Genomic DNA, 22,041 nt, shown 5'->3' with positions numbered 1-22,041 from the left:
TTTTTCATGCTGCAACTGCGTTGAGTAACGGTACTAATAACAACGCTAATAACCGCTATACTTTTTAGCCACGTTTGGCGGATGCCCTGGCAATGGCATTAAAACAATCACACTTTTCTGTGACTGGCGTTACAATCGATCTCAGTCACAATTCTCAAAATCAGAAGAGTATTGCTAATGAAAAACATCAATCCAACGCAGACCTCAGCCTGGCAGGCACTACAAAAACACTTTGAAGAAATGAAAGACGTTACTATCGCGGATCTTTTCGCGAAAGATAGCGATCGTTTCACTAAGTTTTCCGCGACGTTTGACGATTTGATGCTGGTGGATTTCTCCAAAAACCGCATCACTGAAGAGACGCTGGCTAAACTGCAGGATCTGGCGAAAGAAACCGATTTGGCGGGCGCCATCAAGTCCATGTTCTCCGGTGAGAAAATCAACCGCACTGAAGACCGTGCCGTGCTGCACGTGGCGCTACGCAACCGTAGCAATACGCCTATCATCGTTGACGGCAAAGATGTCATGCCGGAAGTGAATGCTGTGCTGGAGAAGATGAAATCCTTCTCTGAAGCGATCATCTCCGGAAGCTGGAAAGGCTATACCGGTAAAGCCATCACTGATGTAGTAAACATCGGTATCGGCGGTTCTGATCTCGGCCCGTTCATGGTGACCGAAGCGCTGCGTCCGTACAAAAATCACCTGAACATGCACTTTGTGTCTAACGTCGATGGTACGCACATTGCCGAAGTGCTGAAGAAAGTGAACCCGGAAACCACGCTGTTCCTGGTCGCTTCCAAAACCTTCACCACCCAGGAAACCATGACCAACGCCCACAGCGCGCGCGACTGGTTCCTGGCGACCGCAGGCGACAACAAGCACGTTGCCAAACACTTCGCAGCGCTCTCCACTAACGGTAAAGCGGTTGGCGAGTTTGGTATTGATACTGCCAATATGTTCGAGTTCTGGGACTGGGTTGGCGGTCGTTACTCCCTGTGGTCTGCAATCGGTCTGTCCATCATCCTGTCCGTAGGCTTCGACAACTTTGTTGAGCTGCTCTCCGGCGCGCATGCGATGGACAAACACTTCTCCACCACTCCGGCTGAGAAAAACCTGCCGGTGCTGCTGGCGCTGATCGGTATCTGGTACAACAACTTCTTCGGTGCCGAAACCGAAGCGATTCTGCCGTATGACCAGTATATGCACCGTTTCGCGGCTTACTTCCAGCAGGGCAACATGGAATCCAACGGTAAATACGTTGACCGTAACGGCAATGCGGTGGATTACCAGACTGGCCCAATCATCTGGGGTGAGCCGGGTACTAACGGCCAGCATGCGTTCTACCAGCTGATCCACCAGGGCACCAAAATGGTTCCATGCGATTTCATCGCGCCGGCCATCACCCACAACCCGCTGTCGGATCACCATCCGAAACTGCTGTCTAACTTCTTCGCGCAAACCGAAGCGCTGGCATTCGGTAAATCTCGTGAAGTGGTTGAGCAGGAATACCGCGACCAGGGTAAAGATCCGGCAACGTTGGACCACGTTGTACCGTTCAAAGTGTTCGAAGGTAACCGCCCAACGAACTCCATCCTGCTGCGCGAAATCACGCCGTTCAGCCTGGGTGCGCTGATTGCACTGTACGAACACAAAATCTTCACTCAGGGCGCTATCCTGAACATCTTCACCTTTGACCAGTGGGGCGTTGAGCTGGGCAAACAGCTGGCGAACCGCATTCTGCCAGAGCTGAAAGATGGTTCCGAAGTGAGCAGCCACGACAGTTCTACCAACGGTTTGATTAACCGTTATAAGTCCTGGCGTGCCTGATAGCACACACTTGTAGGCCGGATAAGGCGTTTAGCCGCATCCGGCATTAATGAAATAAAAAGCCGATATTAATATCGGCTTTTTTATAAGAATGCTCCAGGATATCTACGTTCTAACTTCATACCTTAATTGAGCTTAATCCTAAAATAATTTTATTAATGTTATTCAATTTCTGATGTTTTCGGATTTACCGGATATTGCATTTTAATTTTTATATTTTAATTTATTGATTTATTTGTCTTTGTTGTATTTTTTAATCATTTTTCCTTTCGTTATCTAATTATCCTAAATTCCCGCGTGGCGTAATTTGCACACTTTGGCTTGTGTATACTCGATCTCGCCCGAAATTCTTTTGGGTAAATCTCCATTCATACAATGAAGGGAATTTGTGATGAAAAAAGTTCTGTATGGCCTGTGGGCTATATCTGCGCTTGCGGCGACTTCTGTCTATGCCGCCCCCGTTCAGGTGGGTGAGGCAGCAGGGTCGGCTGCCGCGTCGGTTTCGGCAGGAAGTTCCTCCGCAACCAGCGTGAGCACCGTAAGTTCTGCAGTGGGGGTCGCCCTGGCGGCGACCGGTGGCGGCGATGGTTCTAATACCGGAACCACAACCACCACAACCACCAGTACCCAGTAATAAAGGTACGTTTAATTCTAACCACACTTCGGTGTGGTTATTTTGAATTGCCAAAAGTATGTGGGATTTGTAGGCCGGATAAGCGTTGCGCCACCCGGCAATAATGCGGAGAAACGTCGTGAAGCGACCAGCGCTCATAATGGTTTGCCTGTTACTGCAGGCGTGCTCAGCCACCACCGAAGGGTTGGGTCATTCGCTATGGGAGAGCGTGTTTGGTACTCCCGGCGTACAGATGACGGACGATGAAATCCAAAACATGCCCTACGCCAGCCAGTACATGCAACTCAACGGCGGTCCCCAGTTGTTTGTGGTACTCGCGTTCGCAGAAAACGGACAGCAAAAATGGGTGACTCAGGATCGGGCTATTCTCGTCACGCAGCATGGGCGCATTGTGAAAACGCATCTCGGCGGGGACAACCTAATTGAGGTGAATAATCTGGCGGCAGACCCACTCATCAAACCCAATCAGATAGTCGATGGCGCAACGTGGACCCGCACAATGGGCTGGACTGAACATCAGCAGGTACGCTATGCCACCGCGCGCTCGGTTTTCAAATGGGATGGCGCAGACACCATCAAGGTCGGCAGCGATGACACGCCGGTACGGATCCTCGATGAAGAGATAACGACCGATCAAACGCGCTGGCATAACCGCTACTGGATAGACAGTGAAGGGCAGATTCGCCAGTCGGAACAGTATCTTGGCGCGCATTACTTCCCGGTGAAAACCACGCTGATTAAGGCGGCAAAATCATGATCAAACGAGCCGTTATGGTGCTGCTGTTGAGCCTGAGCGCAGCGTCTGTTTTTGCTGCGGGCAGCGTTAAGGTCTTTACCTCCGCCAGCGAAGAGCCAAAAACGCTGACCGGGGCCGAACATCTGCTCGACCTGGTTGGACAGCCGCGGTTGAGCAATAGCTGGTGGCCAGGCGCGGTTATCAGCGAAGAGCGGGCAACGATGGAGGCGGGACGCCAACAGCAGACATTACTGGCTCGTCTGGCAGCGCTGGGCGCTGAAGAAAGCGGTGACGATGCTGCCGCTATCAACACATTACGCCAGCAAATTCAGGCGCTGAAGGTGACCGGCAGGCAGATGATTAATCTTGACCCGGATGTTGTGCGCGTCAGCGAGCGAGGCAACCCGCCGCTGCAGGGCAATTACACGCTGTGGGTCGGAGCGCAGCCAACGCATATCACGCTGTTTGGCATGCTAAGCCATCCGGGTAAACAACCGTTTATGCCCGGGCGTGATGTTGCCAGTTATCTCGATGGGCAAAGTCGGCTCAGCGGCGCGGATCGTAGCTTCGCCTGGGTTATCTATCCTGACGGGCGCACGCAAAAAGTACCGGTCGCTTACTGGAACAAACGTCACGTTGAGCCGATGCCCGGCAGCATCATTTATGTCGGACTCTCTGATGCTGTCTGGAGCAGCACCCCGGATGAAATTAATGCCGACATTCTTCGCACCCTGACCCAGCGGATACCCGAATAATGAGAAAAACTTACCTGCTCAGCTTACTGGCGCTGGGCGTAAGCGTTGCCTGCCACGGTGAAACCTGGCCCGCGCCCATTGGACCTTCGCAGTCCGATTTTGGCGGCGTGGGGCTGCTGCAAACCCCAACCGCACGCATGGCACGTGAGGGCGAAATGAGCCTCAATTACCGCGATAACGATCAGTACCGCTACTACTCTGCGTCGGTGCAGCTCTTCCCGTGGTTGGAAACCACGCTGCGCTACACCGATGTGCGTACCAAAAAATACAGTAGCGTGGAGTCGTTTTCTGGCGATCAGACTTACAAGGATAAAGCTTTTGATCTCAAACTACGGCTGTGGGAAGAGAGCTACTGGATGCCGCAGGTGGCGGTTGGCGCGCGAGATATTGGCGGAACTGGCCTGTTCGATGCGGAGTATATTGTGGCGAATAAAGCCTGGGGGCCGTTTGATTTCTCGCTTGGCCTGGGCTGGGGATATCTCGGGACCAGCGGTAACGTCAGCAATCCGTTTTGCTCATACAGCGATAAATTCTGCTATCGCGATAACAGCTACAAGCAGGCCGGTTCTATTGACGGCAGCCAGATGTTCCACGGCCCGGCATCGCTGTTTGGCGGCGTCGAGTATCAGACGCCCTGGCAGCCGTTGCGTCTGAAACTGGAGTATGAGGGAAACAATTACCAGCAGGATTTTGCGGGCAAGCTGGATCAGAAGAGCAAGTTTAACGTCGGCGCTATTTATCGCGTCACCGATTGGGCCGACGTTAACCTCAGCTATGAGCGCGGGAACACCTTTATGTTTGGGGTCACGCTGCGGACTAACTTCAACGATCTGCGGCCAAACTATAACGACAACGCCCGCCCGAAATATCAGCCACAGCCGCAGGATGCCATCCTGCAACACTCGGTGGTGGCGAATCAGCTAACGCTGCTGAAATATAACGCCGGACTGGCCGATCCTAAAATTCAGGTGCAGGGCGATACGCTGTATGTGACCGGTGAACAGGTGAAATACCGTGATTCGCGCGAAGGGATCGAACGTGCCAACCGGATCGTGATGAACGATCTTCCCGATGGGATCCGCACGATCCGTATTACGGAAAATCGTCTTAACTTGCCGCAGGTGACGACCGAAACGGAGGTTTCCAGCCTCAAGCGTCATCTGGAAGGCGAACCGTTGGGCCACGAAACCCAGCTGGCGCAAAAACGCGTTGAGCCCGTGGTGCCGAAAACGACCGAGCAGGGCTGGTATATCGATAAGTCACGCTTCGATTTCCACATCGATCCGGTGCTTAACCAGTCGGTGGGCGGCCCGGAAAACTTCTATATGTATCAGTTGGGCGTGATGGGAACGGCGGATTGGTGGGTTACCGATCACCTGCTGACCACTGGGAGTTTGTTCGCCAACCTCGCCAATAACTATGACAAATTTAACTACACCAACCCGCCGCAGGATTCGCATTTGCCACGAGTGCGTACCCATGTGCGCGAGTATGTGCAAAACGATGTCTACGTGAATAACCTGCAGGCCAACTACTTCCAGTCACTCGGAAACGGGTTCTACGGACAGGTTTACGGTGGCTATCTGGAAACCATGTACGGCGGAGCGGGGGCAGAAGTGCTGTATCGTCCACTGGACAGCAACTGGGCGTTTGGTGTTGATGCCAACTACGTGAAACAGCGTGACTGGCGTAGCGCGCAGGACATGATGAAATTCACCGACTACAGCGTGAAGACCGGGCATTTGACGGCGTACTGGAATCCGTCATTCGCTCAGGATGTACTGGTGAAAGCCAGCGTGGGTCAGTATCTGGCGGGAGATAAGGGCGGAACGCTGGAAGTGGCGAAGCGCTTTGACAGTGGCGTTGTGGTAGGCGGCTATGCGACCATCACCGACGCCTCGCCGGATGAGTACGGAGAGGGTGATTTTACCAAAGGGGTGTACGTATCCGTGCCGCTGGATCTGTTCTCGTCAGGCCCGACCCGCAGCCGTGCGGCGATTGGCTGGACGCCGTTAACGCGTGATGGCGGCCAGCAGCTTGGACGTAAGTTTGGTTTGTACGACATGACCAGCGACAGAAGTGAAAACTTCCGTTAATCGAGCCGTTTGCCAGCCGGATGGCGCTACGCTTATCCGGCCTACAAACTGCCTGTACTGCAGGCCGGATAAGGCATTTGCGCCGTCAGCAGGCAAGTTACAGGCGACGCAATAATTTTGCCGGGTTTCCTGCATACACGCCTTTCTCGGTGATCGATTTGGTCACCACGCTCCCCGCACCGATGACCGCGCCATCGCAGATGGTGACCGCCAGAATGGTCGCTCCACTGCCGATTGAGACATCGTTGCCAATCGAAATTCTTCCCCAACTGTTGCGGTCGGCGTTGGGTTTTCCTTCGCGAAACATATCGTTGGCGAACATCACGCTATGACCGATAAAACAGCGGGCGCCCAGGGTGACATATTCGCAGATGAAAGTGTGCGACTGAATTTTGCTGTCTGCGCCAATTTGCGTATTACCCTGGATTTCAACAAATGGCCCGACAAAAACGTTGTCACCCAATGTGCAATTGTAGAGATTTGCGGGTTCATAAATCACCACGTTCTCACCGCAGGTAACGTTGCGGACAGCGGATTGTCTTAGCTGCATACTTCATCCTGTGAAATGTGTCGTGACATTCATCATTCCCCGCTGACCTTTCTTGCACAAAACATAAACAAAAAATGTAGATCTCTGTCACATTTTTGCGTTATACATGAACCTCGCCACTGAGTAAGAGGTGCTGTTATGACGTCGCTATCTCGTCCGCGAGTGGAGTTTATCTCCACCATCTTACAGACCGTGTTGAATCTGGGACTGCTGAGTCTGGGCCTGATCCTGGTTGTATTCCTCGGGAAAGAAACGCTGCATCTGGCGGATGTGCTGTTCGCGCCGGAACAAACCAGCAAGTATGAGCTGGTGGAAGGGCTGGTGGTTTACTTCCTCTATTTTGAATTTATCGCGCTGATTGTGAAGTACTTTCAGTCGGGGTTTCACTTTCCGTTGCGCTATTTTGTTTATATCGGGATCACCGCGATTGTGCGGTTGATCATTGTCGATCATAAAGCACCGATGGATGTGCTGATCTATTCCGCGGCGATCCTGCTGCTGGTGATCACCTTGTGGCTGTGTAATTCAAAACGGCTGAAGCGAGAGTAACAGACAACACGCCGCAATCGGGCTGCGGCGTGTTGCAGGTCAGGGTTACTGCGCAGAGGCAGGCTGGGTTTTCTCTGCGGCGGGTTCCCACAGTTCTTCAAGTTCTTCCAGCGTTTTGCCTTTGGTTTCCGGTACAAACTTCCACATAAACAGCGCCGCCAGAATACCCATACAACCGTAAATCCAGTAGGAGAAACCGTTGTGGAAATGGGAAACCAGCCACGAATTTTTGTCCATCATCGGGAAGGTCCAGGAGACGAAATAGTTCGCCAGCCATTGTGCGGCCACCGCAATGGCGAGCGCTTTGCCGCGAATCGCATTGGGGAAGATTTCTGCCAGCAGTACCCAGCAAACCGGTCCCCAGGACATGGCGAATGCGGCGACGTAAAACAGCATCGACAGCAGTGCAACCAGCCCGGAAGCCTGGGTATAAAACGCGGTACCGAGGCTGAACATACCAATGGCCATGCCCAGAGCGCCAATAATCTGCAGCGGTTTGCGACCAAATTTATCCACCGTCATGATTGCCAGCACGGTAAAGCTCAGGTTGATCACGCCAACAATGATGGTCTGTAACAGTGCCACATCGGTGCTGGCTCCCAGCGTTTTAAACACCTCTGGGGCGTAGTAGAGTACGACGTTAATACCGACGAATTGCTGGAAGATAGACAGCATTACGCCGATGACGATAACGCCTGCGCCAAACATCAGCAGGCGACCACCGGTTTTACGACCATGGTCCAGAGACTGATTGATCTCCTGCATGGCCTGGGTGGCGAGGGTGCTGCCCATAATTTTGCGCAGAATACCTTCCGCCTGCTCGTGTCTGCCACGCGCCATCAGCCAGCGCGGGCTTTCTGGTACGGTGTACAGCAGCAGTAAAAACAGCAGGGCGGGAATACTTTCGGACGCAAACATATAGCGCCAGCCATCGGTATTCAACCAGTTAGCGTCGCCAGAACGGGCGATAAAATAGTTAACGCAATACACCAACAATTGACCAAAAATAATGGCGAATTGGTTAAATGACACCAGTTTTCCACGAATATGTGCGGGTGCCAGTTCAGCAATATACATTGGTGAGAGCATTGAGGCTAAACCTACGCCAATACCACCAATGATACGATAAATAACAAATTCGGGAACGTATCCGGCCAAATAAACAGGTACGGAATTATCAGGATTAATCGTCGTAAAGCCTAATTCCGGCCAGGCGGAACCAATACCGGAAATAAAGAACAGCAGAGCCGCGATTTTCAGCGAGTCCCGGCGGCCAAACCGGTTACTGCAATAGCCGCCCAGTGCACCGCCGATGATGCAGCCTATCAACGCACTGGCGACGCAAAAGCCCAACAGCGAGTTGGCGGCGGATTCACTTAAATGTTGTGGCGCGACAAACACGGTATTCAGGGATTCTACCGTTCCGGATATGACCGCAGTGTCGTAGCCGAATAATAGCCCTCCTAACGTTGCCACTAATGTAATCGAAAAAATATAACTGGAATTATATTGAGAGTTCATTCAGACCTGCCTTAGAGGATACAGCTCTTTTGATCAGTGCCGTGATGTTGAATTTAACAGGCAGGGAAGACAATTATCATTTTTTACATTGCAATTACGTTTTGTCTTTTCTGTGATCTTAATTCTGTTTAATTTATCTATATTCAGACGGAAAATAGAATTGCAGTGATGGGGAGCACGAAAGGAAATAATCGTAACAGTGATGCAAAATAACATAAAAAAAGGGCGCTCCGTAGAGCGCCGAATAACAGTCACAGGTTGGGATAACATAAGTTGAGGGTTGCAGTGGCATTGCCCGTTGCCGGGCAGGTACTTCGGTAAAACTTAACCTTTCACACCACCCGCGGTCAGACCGTTGACTAGCCAGCGCTGTGCCAGCAAGAACACCAGAGTGATCGGAATGGCTGAAAGTACAGCCGCGGCGGCAAAGTCGCCCCACAAATAGTTCTGTGGGTTGAGGTACTGCTGCATACCTACCGCAAGGGTATAGCTGTTCACATCACGCAGCAGCAGTGACGCGACCGGTACTTCGGTAATAGCGGCAATGAAAGACAGAATAAACACGACCGCCAGAATCGGAACGGAAAGCGGCAGCAGCACCAGGCGGAATGCCTGCCACGGCGTAGCGCCATCCAGCGCGGCCGCTTCTTCCAGTGAACCGTCGATAGTTTCGAAATAGCCCTTAATCGTCCATACATGCAGCGCAATACCGCCGAGGTAGGCGAAGATCACCCCGCCGTGCGTGTTCAGGCCGATAAACGGAATGTACTGGCCCAGGCGATCAAACAAAGCATACAACGCGACCAGAGACAGCACCGCCGGGAACATCTGGAAAATCAGCATCCCTTTCAGCAGGGTTGCTTTGCCCGGGAAACGCATACGGGCAAAGGCGTAAGCACAGGTGGTGGAAAGCGTCACGATACCGATCGCGGTAATGCTGGCCACTTTCACCGAGTTCCACAGCCATAACAGTACCGGGAACGGCGGTGGCGTCACACGGCCATCCGCGTGTTCAACGCTAAAGCCCAGCGCCAGTTTCCAGTGTTCCCAGGAGATGTTTTCCGGGATCAGGCTGCCGGTGGCAAAGTTACCTTCGCGCAGCGAGATAGCGATAACCATCAGCAGCGGGAACATGATCGCCGCGATAAAAATCAGCAGCCCTAAGTGCGTTGCGAATAAACGTAACTTTTGTGATTTCGGTTGGACCATAGCCATTGTCGTTATCTCCCTTAATCAAACTTCATACGTGTGGCTTTCAGGTTCACAATCGCCAGCGCACCAACCAGCAGGAAGATCAGCGTGGCAATCGCCGCCGCCAGACCGAAGTCCTGACCACCGCCGCCTTCAAAGGCGATACGGTAGGTGTAGCTCACGAGCAGGTCGGTATAACCGGCTGGTGTGGTGGTACCAAGACGGTCCGGACCACCGTTGGTCAACAGCTGAATCAGCACGAAGTTGTTAAAGTTAAAGGCGAAGCTGGCGATCATCAGCGGCGTCAGCGGCTTAATCAGCAGCGGTAGCGTAATCTTAAAGAAGTTCTGGAACGGACCTGCGCCATCCATCGCCGAGGCTTCATACAGGTCGTCAGGAATCGCTTTCAGCAGACCCATGCACAGGATCATCATGTATGGATAACCGAGCCAGGTGTTGACGATAATAATCATCGAACGCGCGGTGGTTGGGTCGCTGAACCAGGCCGGTTTGATGCCAAACAGCGCGCTCAGCATCATGTTGATTTCACCAAAGCTCTGGTTGAATAAGCCCTTGAAAATCAGAATCGAGATAAACGACGGTACGGCATACGGAAGAATCAGCAGGACGCGGTAAATCGCTTTGCCTTTGAGAGACTCCCACTGTACGAGACAGGCCAGCACCATGCCCACGGCAACGGTCAAAATAACGGTCAGTACCGAGAAGACCACCGTCCAGACGAAGATGGCGAAGAACGGTTTCTGGATGCCCTCGTCGGTAAATACGCGGGTGAAGTTATCCCAGCCGATGGCAACGGTGTAGCCCGGGCTGAGTTTTTCGCTACCCCAGCTACCGTCAGCGTTAATCGCCTGATAATAACCAATATCGTTGTTGGCGCGGTATTTTACGCCGCTCTGGCTGTTGGTGAGCGTACCGTCTTCAGCTAGCGTATAGAGTGGCTGCGTGCCGGAAAACTGGCGCAGCGAACTCATGGTAACTTTGCTTTCATCCGGCAGGATGGCGGTCAATTGGGTAAGCGCCTGGCGATTCTGCGTGATGATACGCAGCGTTGCACGTTCGCCTGCCGGCAGCGCCTCGGCTTCTTTCAGTTGCAGTTTCTGCTCGCCGCCAAATTTAAAGGCGTCAGAAAGGTAATTCTTGCCGGTTTCACCGTCGGTGAGGGCCAGTTGCCACTCATCACCCGCCGGATACAGGCCAAAGTTGTAGGTTTTCCCAGCCTGGTACGAACGATCCATCAGGACTTCCTGAGCACGTTCAAATGTCAGCTGATTGGTACTGCTGTAGTTGGTAAAAGCAATGGCGATTGTACAAATCAGTGGAAACAGGACAAACAGCCCCATACCGGCAACGCCCGGGTAAACATAGCGCCAGGCATAGGCTTTACGGTTAGCGAAAATATACAGGCCAGCAGAGCTTAAAATCAGCGTCATGATGGCAAACAGGTACTCCCCCTGAGCGTACATCAAAACAACAAGGTAACCGACCAGCAGCCCAAGCAGACCCATCACTGACCATTTCAGCGTGTCGCTTTGCCACCAGTGTTTCTTTTTAATGACATCCATGGGGTTCAATCCTCAACAACAATGAAAACCTGTTGGTCAGCGTGCCTGATGGCGCTGCGCTTATCAGGCCTACAGGGTATGTAGGCCGGATAAGGCATTTATGCCGCCATCCGGCACGTTCACAACTGCATTACTTGGTGATACGACCCTGCGCGTCTTTCAGTGCGGCATCGACGGTCTGACGGCCGCTGGCTGCGTTGATCACTGCGGTACGAACGGCATACCAGAATGCGGACATCTGTGGGATGTTCGGCATGATTTCGCCTTTCTGGGCGTTATCCATGGTGGCGGCGATACGTGGGTCTTTCGCTAACTGATCCTGGAAGGATTTCAGCGCAACGGCGCCCAGCGGTTTGTCCTTGTTCACTTCATCCAGACCCTGATCGGTCAGCAGGTAGTTTTCGAGGAACTCTTTCGCCAGTTCTTTGTTCGGGCTGGCGGCGTTGATACCGGCGCTCAGAACGCCAACAAACGGTTTAGACGCTTTGCCTTTGAAGGTTGGCAGCAGCGTGACGCCGTAGTTGATTTTGCTCTTATCGATGTTGGACCACGCCCACGGACCGTTGATGGTCATCGCGGTATCGCCTTTGTTAAAGGCCGCTTCGGCGATGGAGTAATCGGTATCCGCGTTCATGTGTTTGTTCTTGATCAGATCAACCAGGAAGGTCAGACCCGCTTTCGCGCCAGCGTTATCCACGCCAACATCTTTCACATCGTACTTACCGTTCTCAAACTTGAACGCGTAACCGCCGTCGGCGGCAATCAGCGGCCAGGTGAAGTACGGTTCTTGCAGGTTAAACATCAGCGCGGATTTACCTTTTGCCTTCAGCTCTTTATCCAGTGCAGGAATTTCTTCCCAGGTTTTCGGTGGATTTGGAACGAGGTCTTTGTTGTAAATCAGCGACAGCGCTTCAACCGCGATCGGGTAGGCAATCAGTTTGCCGTTATAGCGTACGGCATCCCAGGTGAACGGATAGAGCTTGTCCTGGAACGCTTTGTCAGGCGTGATTTCAGCCAGCAGGCCAGACTGAGCGTAGCCGCCAAAACGGTCATGTGCCCAGAAGATGATGTCCGGACCGTCGCCAGTCGCGGCAACCTGCGGGAATTTCTCTTCCAGTTTGTCAGGGTGCTCAATAGTGACTTTGATCCCGGTGTCTTTCTCGAATTTTTTGCCCACTTCAGCGAGGCCGTTATAGCCTTTGTCGCCGTTAATCCAGATAACCAGCTTACCTTCTTCAATCTTGGCGAGAGCCGAGGCGGAAAACATCATCGTCGTTAATGCAGACAATGCGAGGATGCGTGCGCCAGTTTTGATTTTCATAGTTCCCATCCTGTTTGGTGATTTTGCAGAGGTGGCTTAACGGTTACTAGTTTCTTTATACGACAACCTCTTTCCATCCTCCTTACCCCTACGCCCCACCCGCTCTTTATGTGATCTGTGTTACATAAATGTGAGTATTGCGTACTGGCGCACATAAAAACCCACCGATTTTTGCAGGCTGCATCACGAAATTCCTCTGAGGCTGGTGGCCCGGGTCTCAGACGCTGCTCTCTCATCCTCCCGCCTCCTCCCCCATAAAAAAGCCGGGGGGTGGAGGATTCACGCAGTCAAGGGATCGCGCATAGTCAGCCCATCATGAATGTTGCTGTCGATGACAGGTTGTAACGAAGGGAGAAGGGCATGGCGAGCGTACAGCTACGAAATGTAACGAAAGCCTGGGGTGACGTGGTGGTATCGAAAGATATCAATCTCGACATTCACGAAGGGGAATTCGTGGTGTTTGTCGGACCGTCAGGCTGCGGTAAGTCGACCTTGCTGCGTATGATCGCTGGACTTGAAACCATCACCAGTGGCGACCTGTTTATCGGAGAGACCCGAATGAACGACATTCCGCCCGCCGAACGCGGTGTGGGCATGGTCTTTCAGTCCTACGCGTTGTATCCCCATTTGTCCGTCGCGGAGAACATGTCGTTCGGCCTCAAACTGGCCGGAGCGAAAAAAGAGGTGATGAACCAGCGGGTGAATCAGGTTGCGGAAGTTCTGCAACTGGCGCACCTGCTGGAGCGTAAACCGAAAGCGCTTTCCGGTGGACAACGTCAGCGTGTGGCGATTGGCCGTACGCTGGTCGCCGAACCGCGCGTATTCCTGCTGGACGAACCACTGTCGAACCTCGACGCCGCTCTGCGCGTGCAGATGCGTATTGAAATCTCCCGCCTGCATAAACGTCTTGGCCGCACGATGATTTACGTCACCCATGATCAGGTCGAAGCGATGACGCTGGCCGACAAAATTGTGGTGCTGGATGCCGGTCGCGTAGCGCAGGTTGGTAAGCCTCTGGAACTGTATCACTACCCGGCTGACCGCTTTGTGGCGGGCTTCATTGGTTCACCGAAGATGAACTTCCTGCCGGTGAAAGTCACGGCAACGGCGATTGATCAGGTGCAGGTTGAATTACCAAACCGCCAGCAAGTCTGGCTCCCGGTAGACAGCCATGCGGTACAGGTTGGCGCCAACATGTCTTTAGGTATCCGCCCGGAACATCTGCTGCCCAGCGATATCGCCGATGTCACCCTTGAAGGTGAAGTGCAGGTGGTCGAGCAGCTTGGTCACGAAACACAAATTCATATCCAGATCCCCGCCATCCGTCAAAACCTGGTTTACCGCCAGAACGACGTGGTGTTGGTAGAAGAGGGTGCCACTTTCGCTATCGGCCTGCCGCCAGAGCGTTGCCATCTGTTCCGTGAGGATGGCACTGCATGTCGTCGGTTGCACCAGGAGCCGGGCGTTTAAGGTGTCCCATTAAAAAAAACGCAAATCCGTCAAGGTGAAGCGTTCAAAGAAAAGCAATGATCTCAGGAGATAGAACGATGATTACTCTGCGCAAACTCCCTCTGGCGGTTGCTGTAGCAGCAGGCATTATGTCTGTTCAGGCAATGGCTGTGGATTTCCATGGTTATGCTCGTTCCGGCATTGGCTGGACAGGTAGCGGCGGTGAACAACAATGTTTCCAGGCAACAGGTGCACAAAGTAAATACCGTCTTGGTAACGAATGTGAAACCTATGCGGAAATTAAATTAGGTCAGGAAGTGTGGAAAGAGGGCGATAAGAGCTTCTACTTCGACACCAACGTCGCTTACTCCGTAGCACAGCAGAATGACTGGGAAGGGACTGACCCAGCCTTCCGTGAAGCCAACGTGCAGGGTAAAAACCTGATTGAATGGCTGCCAGGCTCTACTATCTGGGCCGGTAAGCGCTTCTACCAACGTCATGACGTCCACATGATCGACTTCTACTACTGGGATATTTCAGGTCCTGGTGCTGGTATTGAAAACATCGATCTGGGCTTCGGTAAACTATCTCTGGCAGCAACCCGTTCTCAGGAAGCGGGCGGTTCATACGCGTTCAGCAGCCAGAATATCTATGACCGTACCAAAGACACCGCGAACGATGTATTTGACGTTCGTTTAGCGCAGATGGCTACTAACCCGGATGGTATGTTGGAGCTGGGCGTCGACTACGGTCGTGCTAACACCACCGACGACTACAGCCTGGCAGACGGCGCATCTAAAGACGGTTGGATGTTCACCGCTGAACATACCCAGAGCATGCTGAAGGGCTACAACAAGTTTGTGGTTCAGTACGCGACAGATTCTATGACCACTCAGGGCAAAGGCCTGTCTCAAGGTTCCTACGGCTCATCTAGCATTACTATTGATGGCGTGAACTATGCCAACAATGTTGTGAATAACAACGGTAGCCTGGTGCGCGTACTTGACCACGGTGCTATCTCTCTGGGCGACAAGTGGGACCTGATGTACGTCGGTATGTATCAGAATGTCGATATGGATAACGACCTGGGGACCGAATGGTACACCGTGGGTATTCGTCCGATGTACAAATGGACGCCGATCATGAGCACCCTGATGGAAGTCGGCTACGACAACGTCAAATCTCAACAGACTGGCGATCGCAACAGCCAATACAAAATCACCCTGGCGCAACAGTGGCAGGCAGGCGACAGCATCTGGTCTCGTCCGGCAATCCGCGTCTTTGCAACCTATGCAAAATGGGATGAAGAGTGGGGCTACGTTAAAAATGGTAACAACGTATCTAAATACGCAGCTGCAACAAACTCTGGTATCAGCACCACCAGCCGTGGCGACAGCGATGAGTGGTCCTTCGGTGCTCAGATGGAAATCTGGTGGTAATTCAGCACTAACCTGACGTAAAGACCGAAAGAGGGGCGCAAGCCCCTCTTGATTACGGTTTAGCGCGCTATTGCCTGGCCACCGCTGAACCCATGCTATCTGAGGTGAAAACAATGAAAATGAAGAAAAGTCTCGTTGCCCTTTGTTTATCTGCAGGGTTATTTGCCAGTGCGCCTGGCATCAGCCTGGCCGATGTAAATATTGTTCCGCAGAACACCACCGCGGCCCCAACAATCCCCACTGCTGCGCTGCAACAGTTAACCTGGAAGCCGGTTGATCAATCTAAAACTCAGTCCACACAGCTTGCCAATGCAGGTCAGCGTTTAGATGTTGCTGGTATTACTGGCCCTGTAGCGGCCTATAGCGTACCGGCGAACATTGGCGAACTGACCCTGACGCTGTCCAGTGAAGTCAACAAACAAACCAGCGTATTTGCGCCAAACGTCTTAATTCTTGACCAAAACATGACGCCATCTGCGTTCTTCCCCAGCAGCTATTTCACCTACCAGGAGCCCGGCGTGATGAGTGCCGATCGTCTGGAAGGCGTAATGCGTCTGACGCCAGCGCTGGGCCAGCAAAAACTGTATGTTCTGGTCTTTACCACAGATAAAGATCTCCAGCAGACCACGACCCTGCTCGACCCGGCAAAAGCCTATGCCAAGGGGGTAGGTAACGCTGTTCCTGATATCCCTGACCCGATCGCGCGTCATACCACCGATGGCCTGCTGAAACTGAAAGTTAAAACCAGCTCCTCCTCCAGCGTGCTGGTCGGGCCGCTGTTTGGGTCTTCCGGCCCTGGCCCTGTTACGGTTGGTAATACCGCCGCGCCTGCAGTGGCTTACGCGGCTCCGGCGGCAGCCGTTGCTGCTCCGGCACCACAACCCGTGAAGAAAAGCGAGCCAATGCTGAACGACACGGAAAGCTATTTTAATCAGGCGATTAAGGATGCCGTGGCGAAAGGCGATGTTGATAAAGCGCTGAAGCTGCTTGATGAAGCGGAACGTCTGGGATCCAAATCTGCCCGATCCACCTTTATCAGCAGTGTAAAAGGCAAGGGGTAAACATCTCCCCACATTGTTGATTTTGCAACAACTGGTGCGTCTCCTGGCGCACCTTTTTTTATCCTTCGGTGCTAATTGTTACACTTATGTTGCCCTACCGATCACTTAATCGTGTTTGCTCACCCCGTAATGCCTTTTCTGCGATACAATGCCTTCAGGTTATAAATCGGAGAGTAAGGCATGCCACACCCTGCGTTAACGCAACTGCGTGCGCTACGTTATTTTGATGCGATCCCGGCGCTGGACGCCCAACTGCTCGACTGGTTGTTATTGGAAGATTCCATGACCAAACGTTTTGAGCAGCAGGGGAAAAAGGTCACCGTAACGTTGATTCGCGAAGAATTCGTTGGGCAAAATGAGGTGGCTGAAGAACTGACGCTGCTGCCTAAAGAGTCTCGTTATTGGTTACGTGAAATCCTGTTATGCGCGGATGGTGAACCCTGGCTTGCCGGACGGACTGTAGTGCCTGAATCAACCTTGTGCGGCCCTGAACTGGCCTTACAGAACCTGGGGAAAACCCCGCTCGGACGCTACCTGTTTACGTCATCGACATTGACCCGAGATTTTATTGAGATTGGCCGCGATGCAGCGCTGTGGGGGCGTCGTTCCCGCCTGCGGCTGAGCGGTAAGCCACTGATGCTTACCGAGCTTTTTCTGCCTGCGTCGCCGTTGTACTGAGAGGAAGATAAAGATGGAGTGGAGTCTGACGCAGAATAAGCTGCTGGCGTTTCACCGCTTGATGCGTACGGATAAGCCAATCGGCGCCTTACTGCTGCTCTGGCCTACGCTGTGGGCTCTGTGGGTGGCGACCCCAGGCATGCCGCAACTGTGGATCCTGGCGGTTTTTGTCGCTGGCGTTTGGTTAATGCGCGCCGCCGGATGCGTGGTGAATGATTATGCCGACAGGAAATTTGACGGGCACGTCAAACGCACCGCGAATCGACCGCTGCCGAGCGGGGCTGTCACCGAGAAAGAAGCCCGAACGCTGTTTGTGGTACTGGTGCTGCTGGCCTTCCTGCTGGTTTTGACCCTCAACACGATGACCATTTTGTTGTCCGTTGCGGCATTAGCATTAGCGTGGGTTTACCCGTTTATGAAGCGCTATACGCATCTGCCGCAGGTGGTGCTGGGGGCGGCGTTTGGCTGGTCGATCCCGATGGCGTTCGCTGCCGTGAGTGAATCCGTACCGCTGAGCTGCTGGCTGATGTTCCTTGCGAATATTCTCTGGGCGGTGGCCTATGATACGCAGTACGCCATGGTTGACCGGGATGATGACCTGAAGATCGGCATTAAATCGACCGCGATCCTGTTCGGTCAGAACGACAAGCTGATTATTGGTATTTTGCAGGTAGGTGTGCTGGTGCTGATGGCGCTGGTGGGCTGGTTAAACGGGTTAGGACTGGGCTATTACTGGTCTCTGTTGGTGGCGGGCGCGCTGTTTGTCTATCAGCAGAAACTGATCGTCAACCGTGAACGTGATGCTTGCTTTAAAGCGTTTATGAACAATAACTACGTCGGTCTGGTGCTGTTCTTAGGTCTGGCAATGAGCTACTGGCATTTTTGATTTTGGCGTAGCCTGCAAAATAAAAAAACCGGTCATTTCGACCGGTTTTTTTATGCTTACTCGCCCTGAGTGGCGCTCTCGATGGTCAGACGCACATCCGACGTGACCAGTTCGGCCAGCATCTGATAGATCTTCATCGTCTCTTCCGGTTCGGCATCTCCGGTATCGCTGATGAATCCCTCGTCACGCAGCGTCAGCACCAGAGAGCTGAACACGGCTTTATCGAAGAATTCCGGCGCGTTAATGCCGTGCAGCACTGAGAGGCGTTGCGCCACGGTGCGGCTCTCTTTCTCCAGCGTGCCACGGTTGATGGACGGGTTCGCGCTCAGCAGCCAGAAGGTAATGGCGTAGCGCTGCAACGTCTCGCGAGCACCTGCGGCCAGCAGCTGTAGCGTGCGGGAGCGGGCTGGATTGATATGCAGTTCGTCATCGGTCAGGGTGATGAGTCCCTGGCGCTGCATTTCGCTGGCCAGTTCGTCAATCACTCCGGCAAGCTCATCACGCTCCCAGCGTAAGAACAGCTCCGCTTTCAGCATCGGGTACAGCGCATCAATATGCTGCTGCAACGCGGCGCGTGAAATACGACGATGCTGAGTCACAATGGCTGCCATCAACGAAGGCAGAACCAGCATATGCGCAATGTTATTGCGGTAGTAGGTCATCAATACCGCCTGCTCGCGCGGCAGAATAATGATGTCACCGATGGTGTCTTTCTCGACCTCAAACTTGTTCATCTGCAAGGCGTGGTCGATCAGTTCACTGGCGCTCTGTGCCGGCACAGTCGAATCCGCAGCATACGGCACATTGCGCAGCAGGCTCAGGTAGCAGTCGAGTTGTTCGGTCAGCTGTTCACGGGTCAGAGAGCGCTGGCGGGAGGCCAGTAAAGCAGTACAGCACAGGTTCATGGCATTGGCCGCGCCTGCGTTGTTAATGCGCACCATCAAATCGGCGGCAATGTTATTCACCGTCGGCGTCAGCCAGGCCGGGCGGATAGACTCGATAGGGTCAATAGATTCACGCCACTCCGGCACATGCTGGTTGAGGTAAGTCATCAATGGCATTGGTTCACCAAAGTTGACGTAGCCCTGACCCAGATTACGCAGCTTGCTTAAGCCACGCAGCATTTGCGGCAGACTTTCTTTCTCTTTCGTCGCGCCACGCAGCTCTTTTGCGTAGGTGCCCACTTCCATTACGTGCTCATAGCCGATGTAAATAGGAACGAGGGTAATCGGACGTGTACCGCCGCGCAGCATCGCCTGAATAGTCATCGACAGCGTGCCGGTTTTCGGGTCGAGCAGACGACCGGTACGTGAACGGCCCCCTTCGACAAAGTACTCAACCGAGTAACCACGGCTGAACAGCTCGCCCAGGTATTCACGGAATACGGTGGAATAGAGCTTGTTGCCCTTGAAGGTACGACGAATAAAGAACGCGCCCAGACGGCGGAAAATCGGACCCGCGGGCCAGAAGTTCAGGTTGATACCGGCTGCGATGTGCGGCGGCACCAGACCCTGATGGTACAGAACGTACGACAGCAGCATATAGTCCATATGGCTGCGGTGGCACGGAACGTACACGATTTCATGCCCATCATGCGCCAACTGGCGTACACGTTCAGCATTGTGAACGTTAATCCCCTGATACAGACGGTTCCAGGTAAAGCCCAGAATACGGTCCGTCAGACGAATCATTTCGTAGGAGAAGTTGGCGGCAATCTCTTCCATCAGCGCAATGGCATTTTGCTGCGCTTTTTCGTGGGAGATTTTTTTACTGCGCGCTTCATCTTCTACCGCACGAGCGATCGCTTTTGAAGCTAACAGCTTATTAAACAGATCCTGGCGGGCAGGGAGGCGCGGGCCGACAGCGGCCAGGCGCTGGCGAGCAAAGTGCATACGCGCCACGCGAGCCAGCTTCTGGGCGATGATCTTATCCGTACCGTGTTCATCCGCCATACGACGCAGAGAAACTGACGGGGAGAAGCGGACAAAACTGTCGCGACCCAGCCAGGACACCGCAAAGAATTTCTGTACGCCGTTTAGCATACGTAACGGCGGATTGACCTCGCCTTTCTCACGCCCTGGCGCACGGCCAAACATCACCGAAACCGGCACCATCTGCACATCCAGATCCGGATTGCTGCGATGCAAGTCGAGATAGTTGTGGAACAGCTTGATGGACTCTTCTTTCGGCGTGTAATAGGTGAATACACGCGGACCGCCGTGAATAAACACGTAGCGCGGTAACAGCGTTCCGTCTATCTCTAGTGGTTCCAGGGGATCGGGGAGGTCGTGCACCAGACATTGGGCACGCAGCGTCAGCAAGTCTGCTTTCGAATTGTACGGTAGGACGTACATAATGGGACGCGAAGTATCGAGTCCCAATTCCGGAGCAGGTTCTGCTGGAATAGACTTGCTTTTTACCAGGACGCTTAATGGTAAATTCAGTAATTTGTAGTAAATTCGTGGCCAGCCGGACATAAACGATGTAAAGCCTCTGGTTAATAATGCAAATGCGCTGCAAGGATATCAGAAAGTTTAGTGAATTTCTGTGGTATCCGGTCATACTTCGCGCTGCTTTGCCACACCCTGAACAAACGGGGTAACGTTACAATGACATTGACGCTAATAATGTAAAAAGGTTCTTTTTGATGGCCAATAATACCACTGGATTCACCCGAATTATCAAAGCTGCAGGTTATTCCTGGAAAGGTTTTCGCGCCGCATGGATTAATGAGGCGGCATTCCGTCAGGAAAGTGTTGCCGTCCTGCTGGGCGTCGCCATCGCCTGCTGGCTGGATGTTGATGCAATTACCCGCGTGTTGTTGATCGGTTCTGTGATGCTGGTGATGATCGTTGAAATCCTCAACAGTGCGATTGAAGCGGTAGTTGATCGTATTGGTTCTGAGTACCACGAACTTTCCGGTCGGGCGAAAGATATGGGGTCGGCTGCGGTATTGCTGTCTATTTTTGTCGCTCTAATCACCTGGGGCATCCTGTTGTGGTCGCATTTGCGATAAGGCTTCCACAACTGCATAAATCTCCTGTTTTTTGTGCAGTTTGCGGTTCCAAATTCGCCTTTAGCTGTATATACTCACAGCATAACTGTATATACACCCAGGGGGCGGAATGAAAGCGTTAACGGCCAGGCAACAAGAGGTGTTTGATCTCATTAGAGATCACATCAGCCAGACAGGTATGCCACCGACGCGTGCGGAGATCGCGCAGCGTTTGGGGTTCCGTTCCCCAAACGCAGCTGAAGAACACCTGAAAGCGCTGGCGCGTAAAGGTGTGCTGGAAATTGTATCCGGTGCATCGCGCGGTATTCGACTGTTGCAGGAAGAAGAAGAAGGGTTACCGCTTGTTGGTCGCGTGGCAGCCGGTGAGCCACTTCTGGCGCAGCAGCACATTGAAGGCCACTATCAGGTCGATCCTTCACTGTTCAAACCGAACGCCGATTTTCTGCTGCGCGTTAGCGGTATGTCGATGAAAGATATCGGGATTATGGACGGTGACTTACTCGCTGTGCATAAAACCCAGGACGTGCGTAACGGCCAGGTTGTTGTTGCCCGTATTGATGACGAAGTTACGGTTAAGCGTCTGAAAAAGCAGGGAAACAAGGTTGAACTCCTGCCAGAAAACAGCGAATTCAAACCTATCGTTGTCGACCTGCGCGAACAAAACTTCACTATTGAAGGGCTGGCAGTAGGCGTCATCCGTAACGGTGAATGGCTGTAATTTTCTGTTGAATCCCTGTAGGCCGGATAAG

The 22,041-nt window shown here is 52.9% G+C and carries 19 protein-coding genes; 13 read left to right on the top strand and 6 right to left on the bottom strand.

Annotated elements, in window-relative coordinates:
• Window positions 1-177: 177 nt before the first annotated feature.
• From pgi to OGX97_RS01090, 5 genes are all read left to right on the top strand, one after another.
• The gene (gene pgi, locus OGX97_RS01110; protein WP_003826559.1) at window positions 178-1,827 is read left to right on the top strand and encodes a glucose-6-phosphate isomerase; all 1,650 of its coding nucleotides are present in this window, start codon (window positions 178-180) and stop codon (window positions 1,825-1,827) included.
• 391 nt (window positions 1,828-2,218) lie between these two features.
• Entirely contained in the window at window positions 2,219-2,461 is a 243-nt protein-coding gene (gene yjbE / locus OGX97_RS01105; protein ID WP_003826562.1) for an exopolysaccharide production protein YjbE, read from the top strand.
• A gap of 118 nt (window positions 2,462-2,579) precedes the next feature.
• Window positions 2,580-3,218, top strand: coding sequence for a YjbF family lipoprotein (locus OGX97_RS01100; RefSeq protein WP_235125842.1), 639 nt, complete (start codon window positions 2,580-2,582; stop codon window positions 3,216-3,218).
• Window positions 3,215-3,952, top strand: coding sequence for a capsule biosynthesis GfcC family protein (locus tag OGX97_RS01095; protein WP_235125840.1), 738 nt, complete (start codon window positions 3,215-3,217; stop codon window positions 3,950-3,952). Before OGX97_RS01100 ends, OGX97_RS01095 begins: the two co-directional genes overlap by 4 nt.
• A complete protein-coding gene (locus OGX97_RS01090; RefSeq protein ID WP_057068682.1) occupies window positions 3,952-6,048 on the top strand; it encodes a YjbH domain-containing protein in 2,097 nt (698 codons plus the stop codon). The genes OGX97_RS01095 and OGX97_RS01090 overlap by 1 nt, the downstream gene beginning before the upstream one ends.
• Before the next feature lie 97 nt (window positions 6,049-6,145).
• On the opposite strand, the gene OGX97_RS01085 is transcribed toward OGX97_RS01090, so the two are convergent.
• Window positions 6,146-6,598, bottom strand: a complete 453-nt coding sequence (locus OGX97_RS01085) for an acyltransferase (RefSeq protein ID WP_235125838.1) — start codon at window positions 6,596-6,598, stop codon at window positions 6,146-6,148.
• A 138-nt stretch (window positions 6,599-6,736) separates the two neighbouring features.
• On the opposite strand from OGX97_RS01085, the gene psiE reads away from it, so the two are divergent.
• A complete protein-coding gene (psiE, locus tag OGX97_RS01080; RefSeq protein ID WP_003031674.1) occupies window positions 6,737-7,147 on the top strand; it encodes a phosphate-starvation-inducible protein PsiE in 411 nt (136 codons plus the stop codon).
• Window positions 7,148-7,192: 45 nt separating this feature from the next.
• Here psiE and xylE read toward each other — a convergent pair whose 3' ends face one another.
• The 4 genes from xylE to malE all read right to left on the bottom strand — a co-directional run bounded on the left by xylE (window position 7,193) and on the right by malE (window position 12,763).
• Window positions 7,193-8,668, bottom strand: a complete 1,476-nt coding sequence (gene xylE / locus OGX97_RS01075) for a D-xylose transporter XylE (protein ID WP_032942091.1) — start codon at window positions 8,666-8,668, stop codon at window positions 7,193-7,195.
• A gap of 324 nt (window positions 8,669-8,992) precedes the next feature.
• Window positions 8,993-9,883 (bottom strand): maltose ABC transporter permease MalG, encoded by an 891-nt coding sequence (gene malG / locus OGX97_RS01070; protein ID WP_003826575.1) that lies wholly within the window; start codon window positions 9,881-9,883, stop codon window positions 8,993-8,995.
• A 14-nt stretch (window positions 9,884-9,897) separates the two neighbouring features.
• Window positions 9,898-11,442, bottom strand: a complete 1,545-nt coding sequence (gene malF / locus OGX97_RS01065) for a maltose ABC transporter permease MalF (RefSeq protein WP_003826577.1) — start codon at window positions 11,440-11,442, stop codon at window positions 9,898-9,900.
• Between the two features lie 130 nt (window positions 11,443-11,572).
• A complete protein-coding gene (malE, locus tag OGX97_RS01060; RefSeq protein ID WP_003031680.1) occupies window positions 11,573-12,763 on the bottom strand; it encodes a maltose/maltodextrin ABC transporter substrate-binding protein MalE in 1,191 nt (396 codons plus the stop codon).
• Between the two features lie 360 nt (window positions 12,764-13,123).
• Here malE and malK point away from each other — a divergent pair, with 360 nt between their 5' ends.
• From malK to ubiA, 5 genes are all read left to right on the top strand, one after another.
• A complete protein-coding gene (gene malK / locus OGX97_RS01055) occupies window positions 13,124-14,233 on the top strand; it encodes a maltose/maltodextrin ABC transporter ATP-binding protein MalK (RefSeq protein WP_008786916.1) in 1,110 nt (369 codons plus the stop codon).
• A 77-nt stretch (window positions 14,234-14,310) separates the two neighbouring features.
• Window positions 14,311-15,651 (top strand): maltoporin, encoded by a 1,341-nt coding sequence (locus tag OGX97_RS01050; RefSeq protein ID WP_279851011.1) that lies wholly within the window; start codon window positions 14,311-14,313, stop codon window positions 15,649-15,651.
• Window positions 15,652-15,764: 113 nt separating this feature from the next.
• Window positions 15,765-16,712, top strand: a complete 948-nt coding sequence (gene malM, locus OGX97_RS01045; RefSeq protein ID WP_279851012.1) for a maltose operon protein MalM — start codon at window positions 15,765-15,767, stop codon at window positions 16,710-16,712.
• A gap of 180 nt (window positions 16,713-16,892) precedes the next feature.
• On the top strand, window positions 16,893-17,390 hold the full coding sequence (ubiC, locus tag OGX97_RS01040; protein ID WP_003826587.1) for a chorismate lyase: 498 nt from the start codon (window positions 16,893-16,895) through the stop codon (window positions 17,388-17,390).
• Between the two features lie 13 nt (window positions 17,391-17,403).
• Complete coding sequence (gene ubiA / locus OGX97_RS01035; protein ID WP_003826589.1) at window positions 17,404-18,276, top strand: 4-hydroxybenzoate octaprenyltransferase; 873 nt, start codon at window positions 17,404-17,406, stop codon at window positions 18,274-18,276.
• Between the two features lie 56 nt (window positions 18,277-18,332).
• On the opposite strand, the gene plsB is transcribed toward ubiA, so the two are convergent.
• A complete protein-coding gene (gene plsB, locus OGX97_RS01030; RefSeq protein WP_008786919.1) occupies window positions 18,333-20,753 on the bottom strand; it encodes a glycerol-3-phosphate 1-O-acyltransferase PlsB in 2,421 nt (806 codons plus the stop codon).
• A gap of 170 nt (window positions 20,754-20,923) precedes the next feature.
• Here plsB and OGX97_RS01025 point away from each other — a divergent pair, with 170 nt between their 5' ends.
• Together OGX97_RS01025 and lexA are read left to right on the top strand one after the other, a co-directional pair.
• Window positions 20,924-21,292: a diacylglycerol kinase gene (locus tag OGX97_RS01025; RefSeq protein WP_003826594.1), complete on the top strand. Its 369-nt coding sequence runs from the start codon at window positions 20,924-20,926 to the stop codon at window positions 21,290-21,292.
• Between the two features lie 109 nt (window positions 21,293-21,401).
• Entirely contained in the window at window positions 21,402-22,010 is a 609-nt protein-coding gene (lexA, locus tag OGX97_RS01020; RefSeq protein ID WP_003826596.1) for a transcriptional repressor LexA, read from the top strand.
• The last annotated feature ends 31 nt before the right edge of the window (window positions 22,011-22,041 follow it).

Origin of the sequence: Citrobacter sp. Cpo061 (assembly GCF_030332845.1) — a bacterium.
GTDB lineage: Bacteria > Pseudomonadota > Gammaproteobacteria > Enterobacterales > Enterobacteriaceae > Citrobacter > Citrobacter portucalensis.
Note: the sequence above shows the minus strand (reverse complement) of the source record. Positions and strands in the feature narration are given on the sequence as shown.

What these genes read in the sequence shown, in the direction of transcription:
- xylE (WP_032942091.1), bottom strand. Translation starts at nt 8,668, where the DNA reads ATGAACTCTCAATATAATTCCAGTTATATTTTTTCGATTACATTAGTG.
- OGX97_RS01025 (WP_003826594.1), top strand. Translation starts at nt 20,924, where the DNA reads ATGGCCAATAATACCACTGGATTCACCCGAATTATCAAAGCTGCAGGT.
- OGX97_RS01090 (WP_057068682.1), top strand. Translation starts at nt 3,952, where the DNA reads ATGAGAAAAACTTACCTGCTCAGCTTACTGGCGCTGGGCGTAAGCGTT.
- pgi (WP_003826559.1), top strand. Translation starts at nt 178, where the DNA reads ATGAAAAACATCAATCCAACGCAGACCTCAGCCTGGCAGGCACTACAA.
- plsB (WP_008786919.1), bottom strand. Translation starts at nt 20,753, where the DNA reads ATGTCCGGCTGGCCACGAATTTACTACAAATTACTGAATTTACCATTA.
- ubiC (WP_003826587.1), top strand. Translation starts at nt 16,893, where the DNA reads ATGCCACACCCTGCGTTAACGCAACTGCGTGCGCTACGTTATTTTGAT.
- malF (WP_003826577.1), bottom strand. Translation starts at nt 11,442, where the DNA reads ATGGATGTCATTAAAAAGAAACACTGGTGGCAAAGCGACACGCTGAAA.
- psiE (WP_003031674.1), top strand. Translation starts at nt 6,737, where the DNA reads ATGACGTCGCTATCTCGTCCGCGAGTGGAGTTTATCTCCACCATCTTA.
- OGX97_RS01095 (WP_235125840.1), top strand. Translation starts at nt 3,215, where the DNA reads ATGATCAAACGAGCCGTTATGGTGCTGCTGTTGAGCCTGAGCGCAGCG.
- malK (WP_008786916.1), top strand. Translation starts at nt 13,124, where the DNA reads ATGGCGAGCGTACAGCTACGAAATGTAACGAAAGCCTGGGGTGACGTG.
- OGX97_RS01085 (WP_235125838.1), bottom strand. Translation starts at nt 6,598, where the DNA reads ATGCAGCTAAGACAATCCGCTGTCCGCAACGTTACCTGCGGTGAGAAC.
- malE (WP_003031680.1), bottom strand. Translation starts at nt 12,763, where the DNA reads ATGAAAATCAAAACTGGCGCACGCATCCTCGCATTGTCTGCATTAACG.
- lexA (WP_003826596.1), top strand. Translation starts at nt 21,402, where the DNA reads ATGAAAGCGTTAACGGCCAGGCAACAAGAGGTGTTTGATCTCATTAGA.
- yjbE (WP_003826562.1), top strand. Translation starts at nt 2,219, where the DNA reads ATGAAAAAAGTTCTGTATGGCCTGTGGGCTATATCTGCGCTTGCGGCG.
- ubiA (WP_003826589.1), top strand. Translation starts at nt 17,404, where the DNA reads ATGGAGTGGAGTCTGACGCAGAATAAGCTGCTGGCGTTTCACCGCTTG.
- OGX97_RS01050 (WP_279851011.1), top strand. Translation starts at nt 14,311, where the DNA reads ATGATTACTCTGCGCAAACTCCCTCTGGCGGTTGCTGTAGCAGCAGGC.
- malG (WP_003826575.1), bottom strand. Translation starts at nt 9,883, where the DNA reads ATGGCTATGGTCCAACCGAAATCACAAAAGTTACGTTTATTCGCAACG.
- malM (WP_279851012.1), top strand. Translation starts at nt 15,765, where the DNA reads ATGAAAATGAAGAAAAGTCTCGTTGCCCTTTGTTTATCTGCAGGGTTA.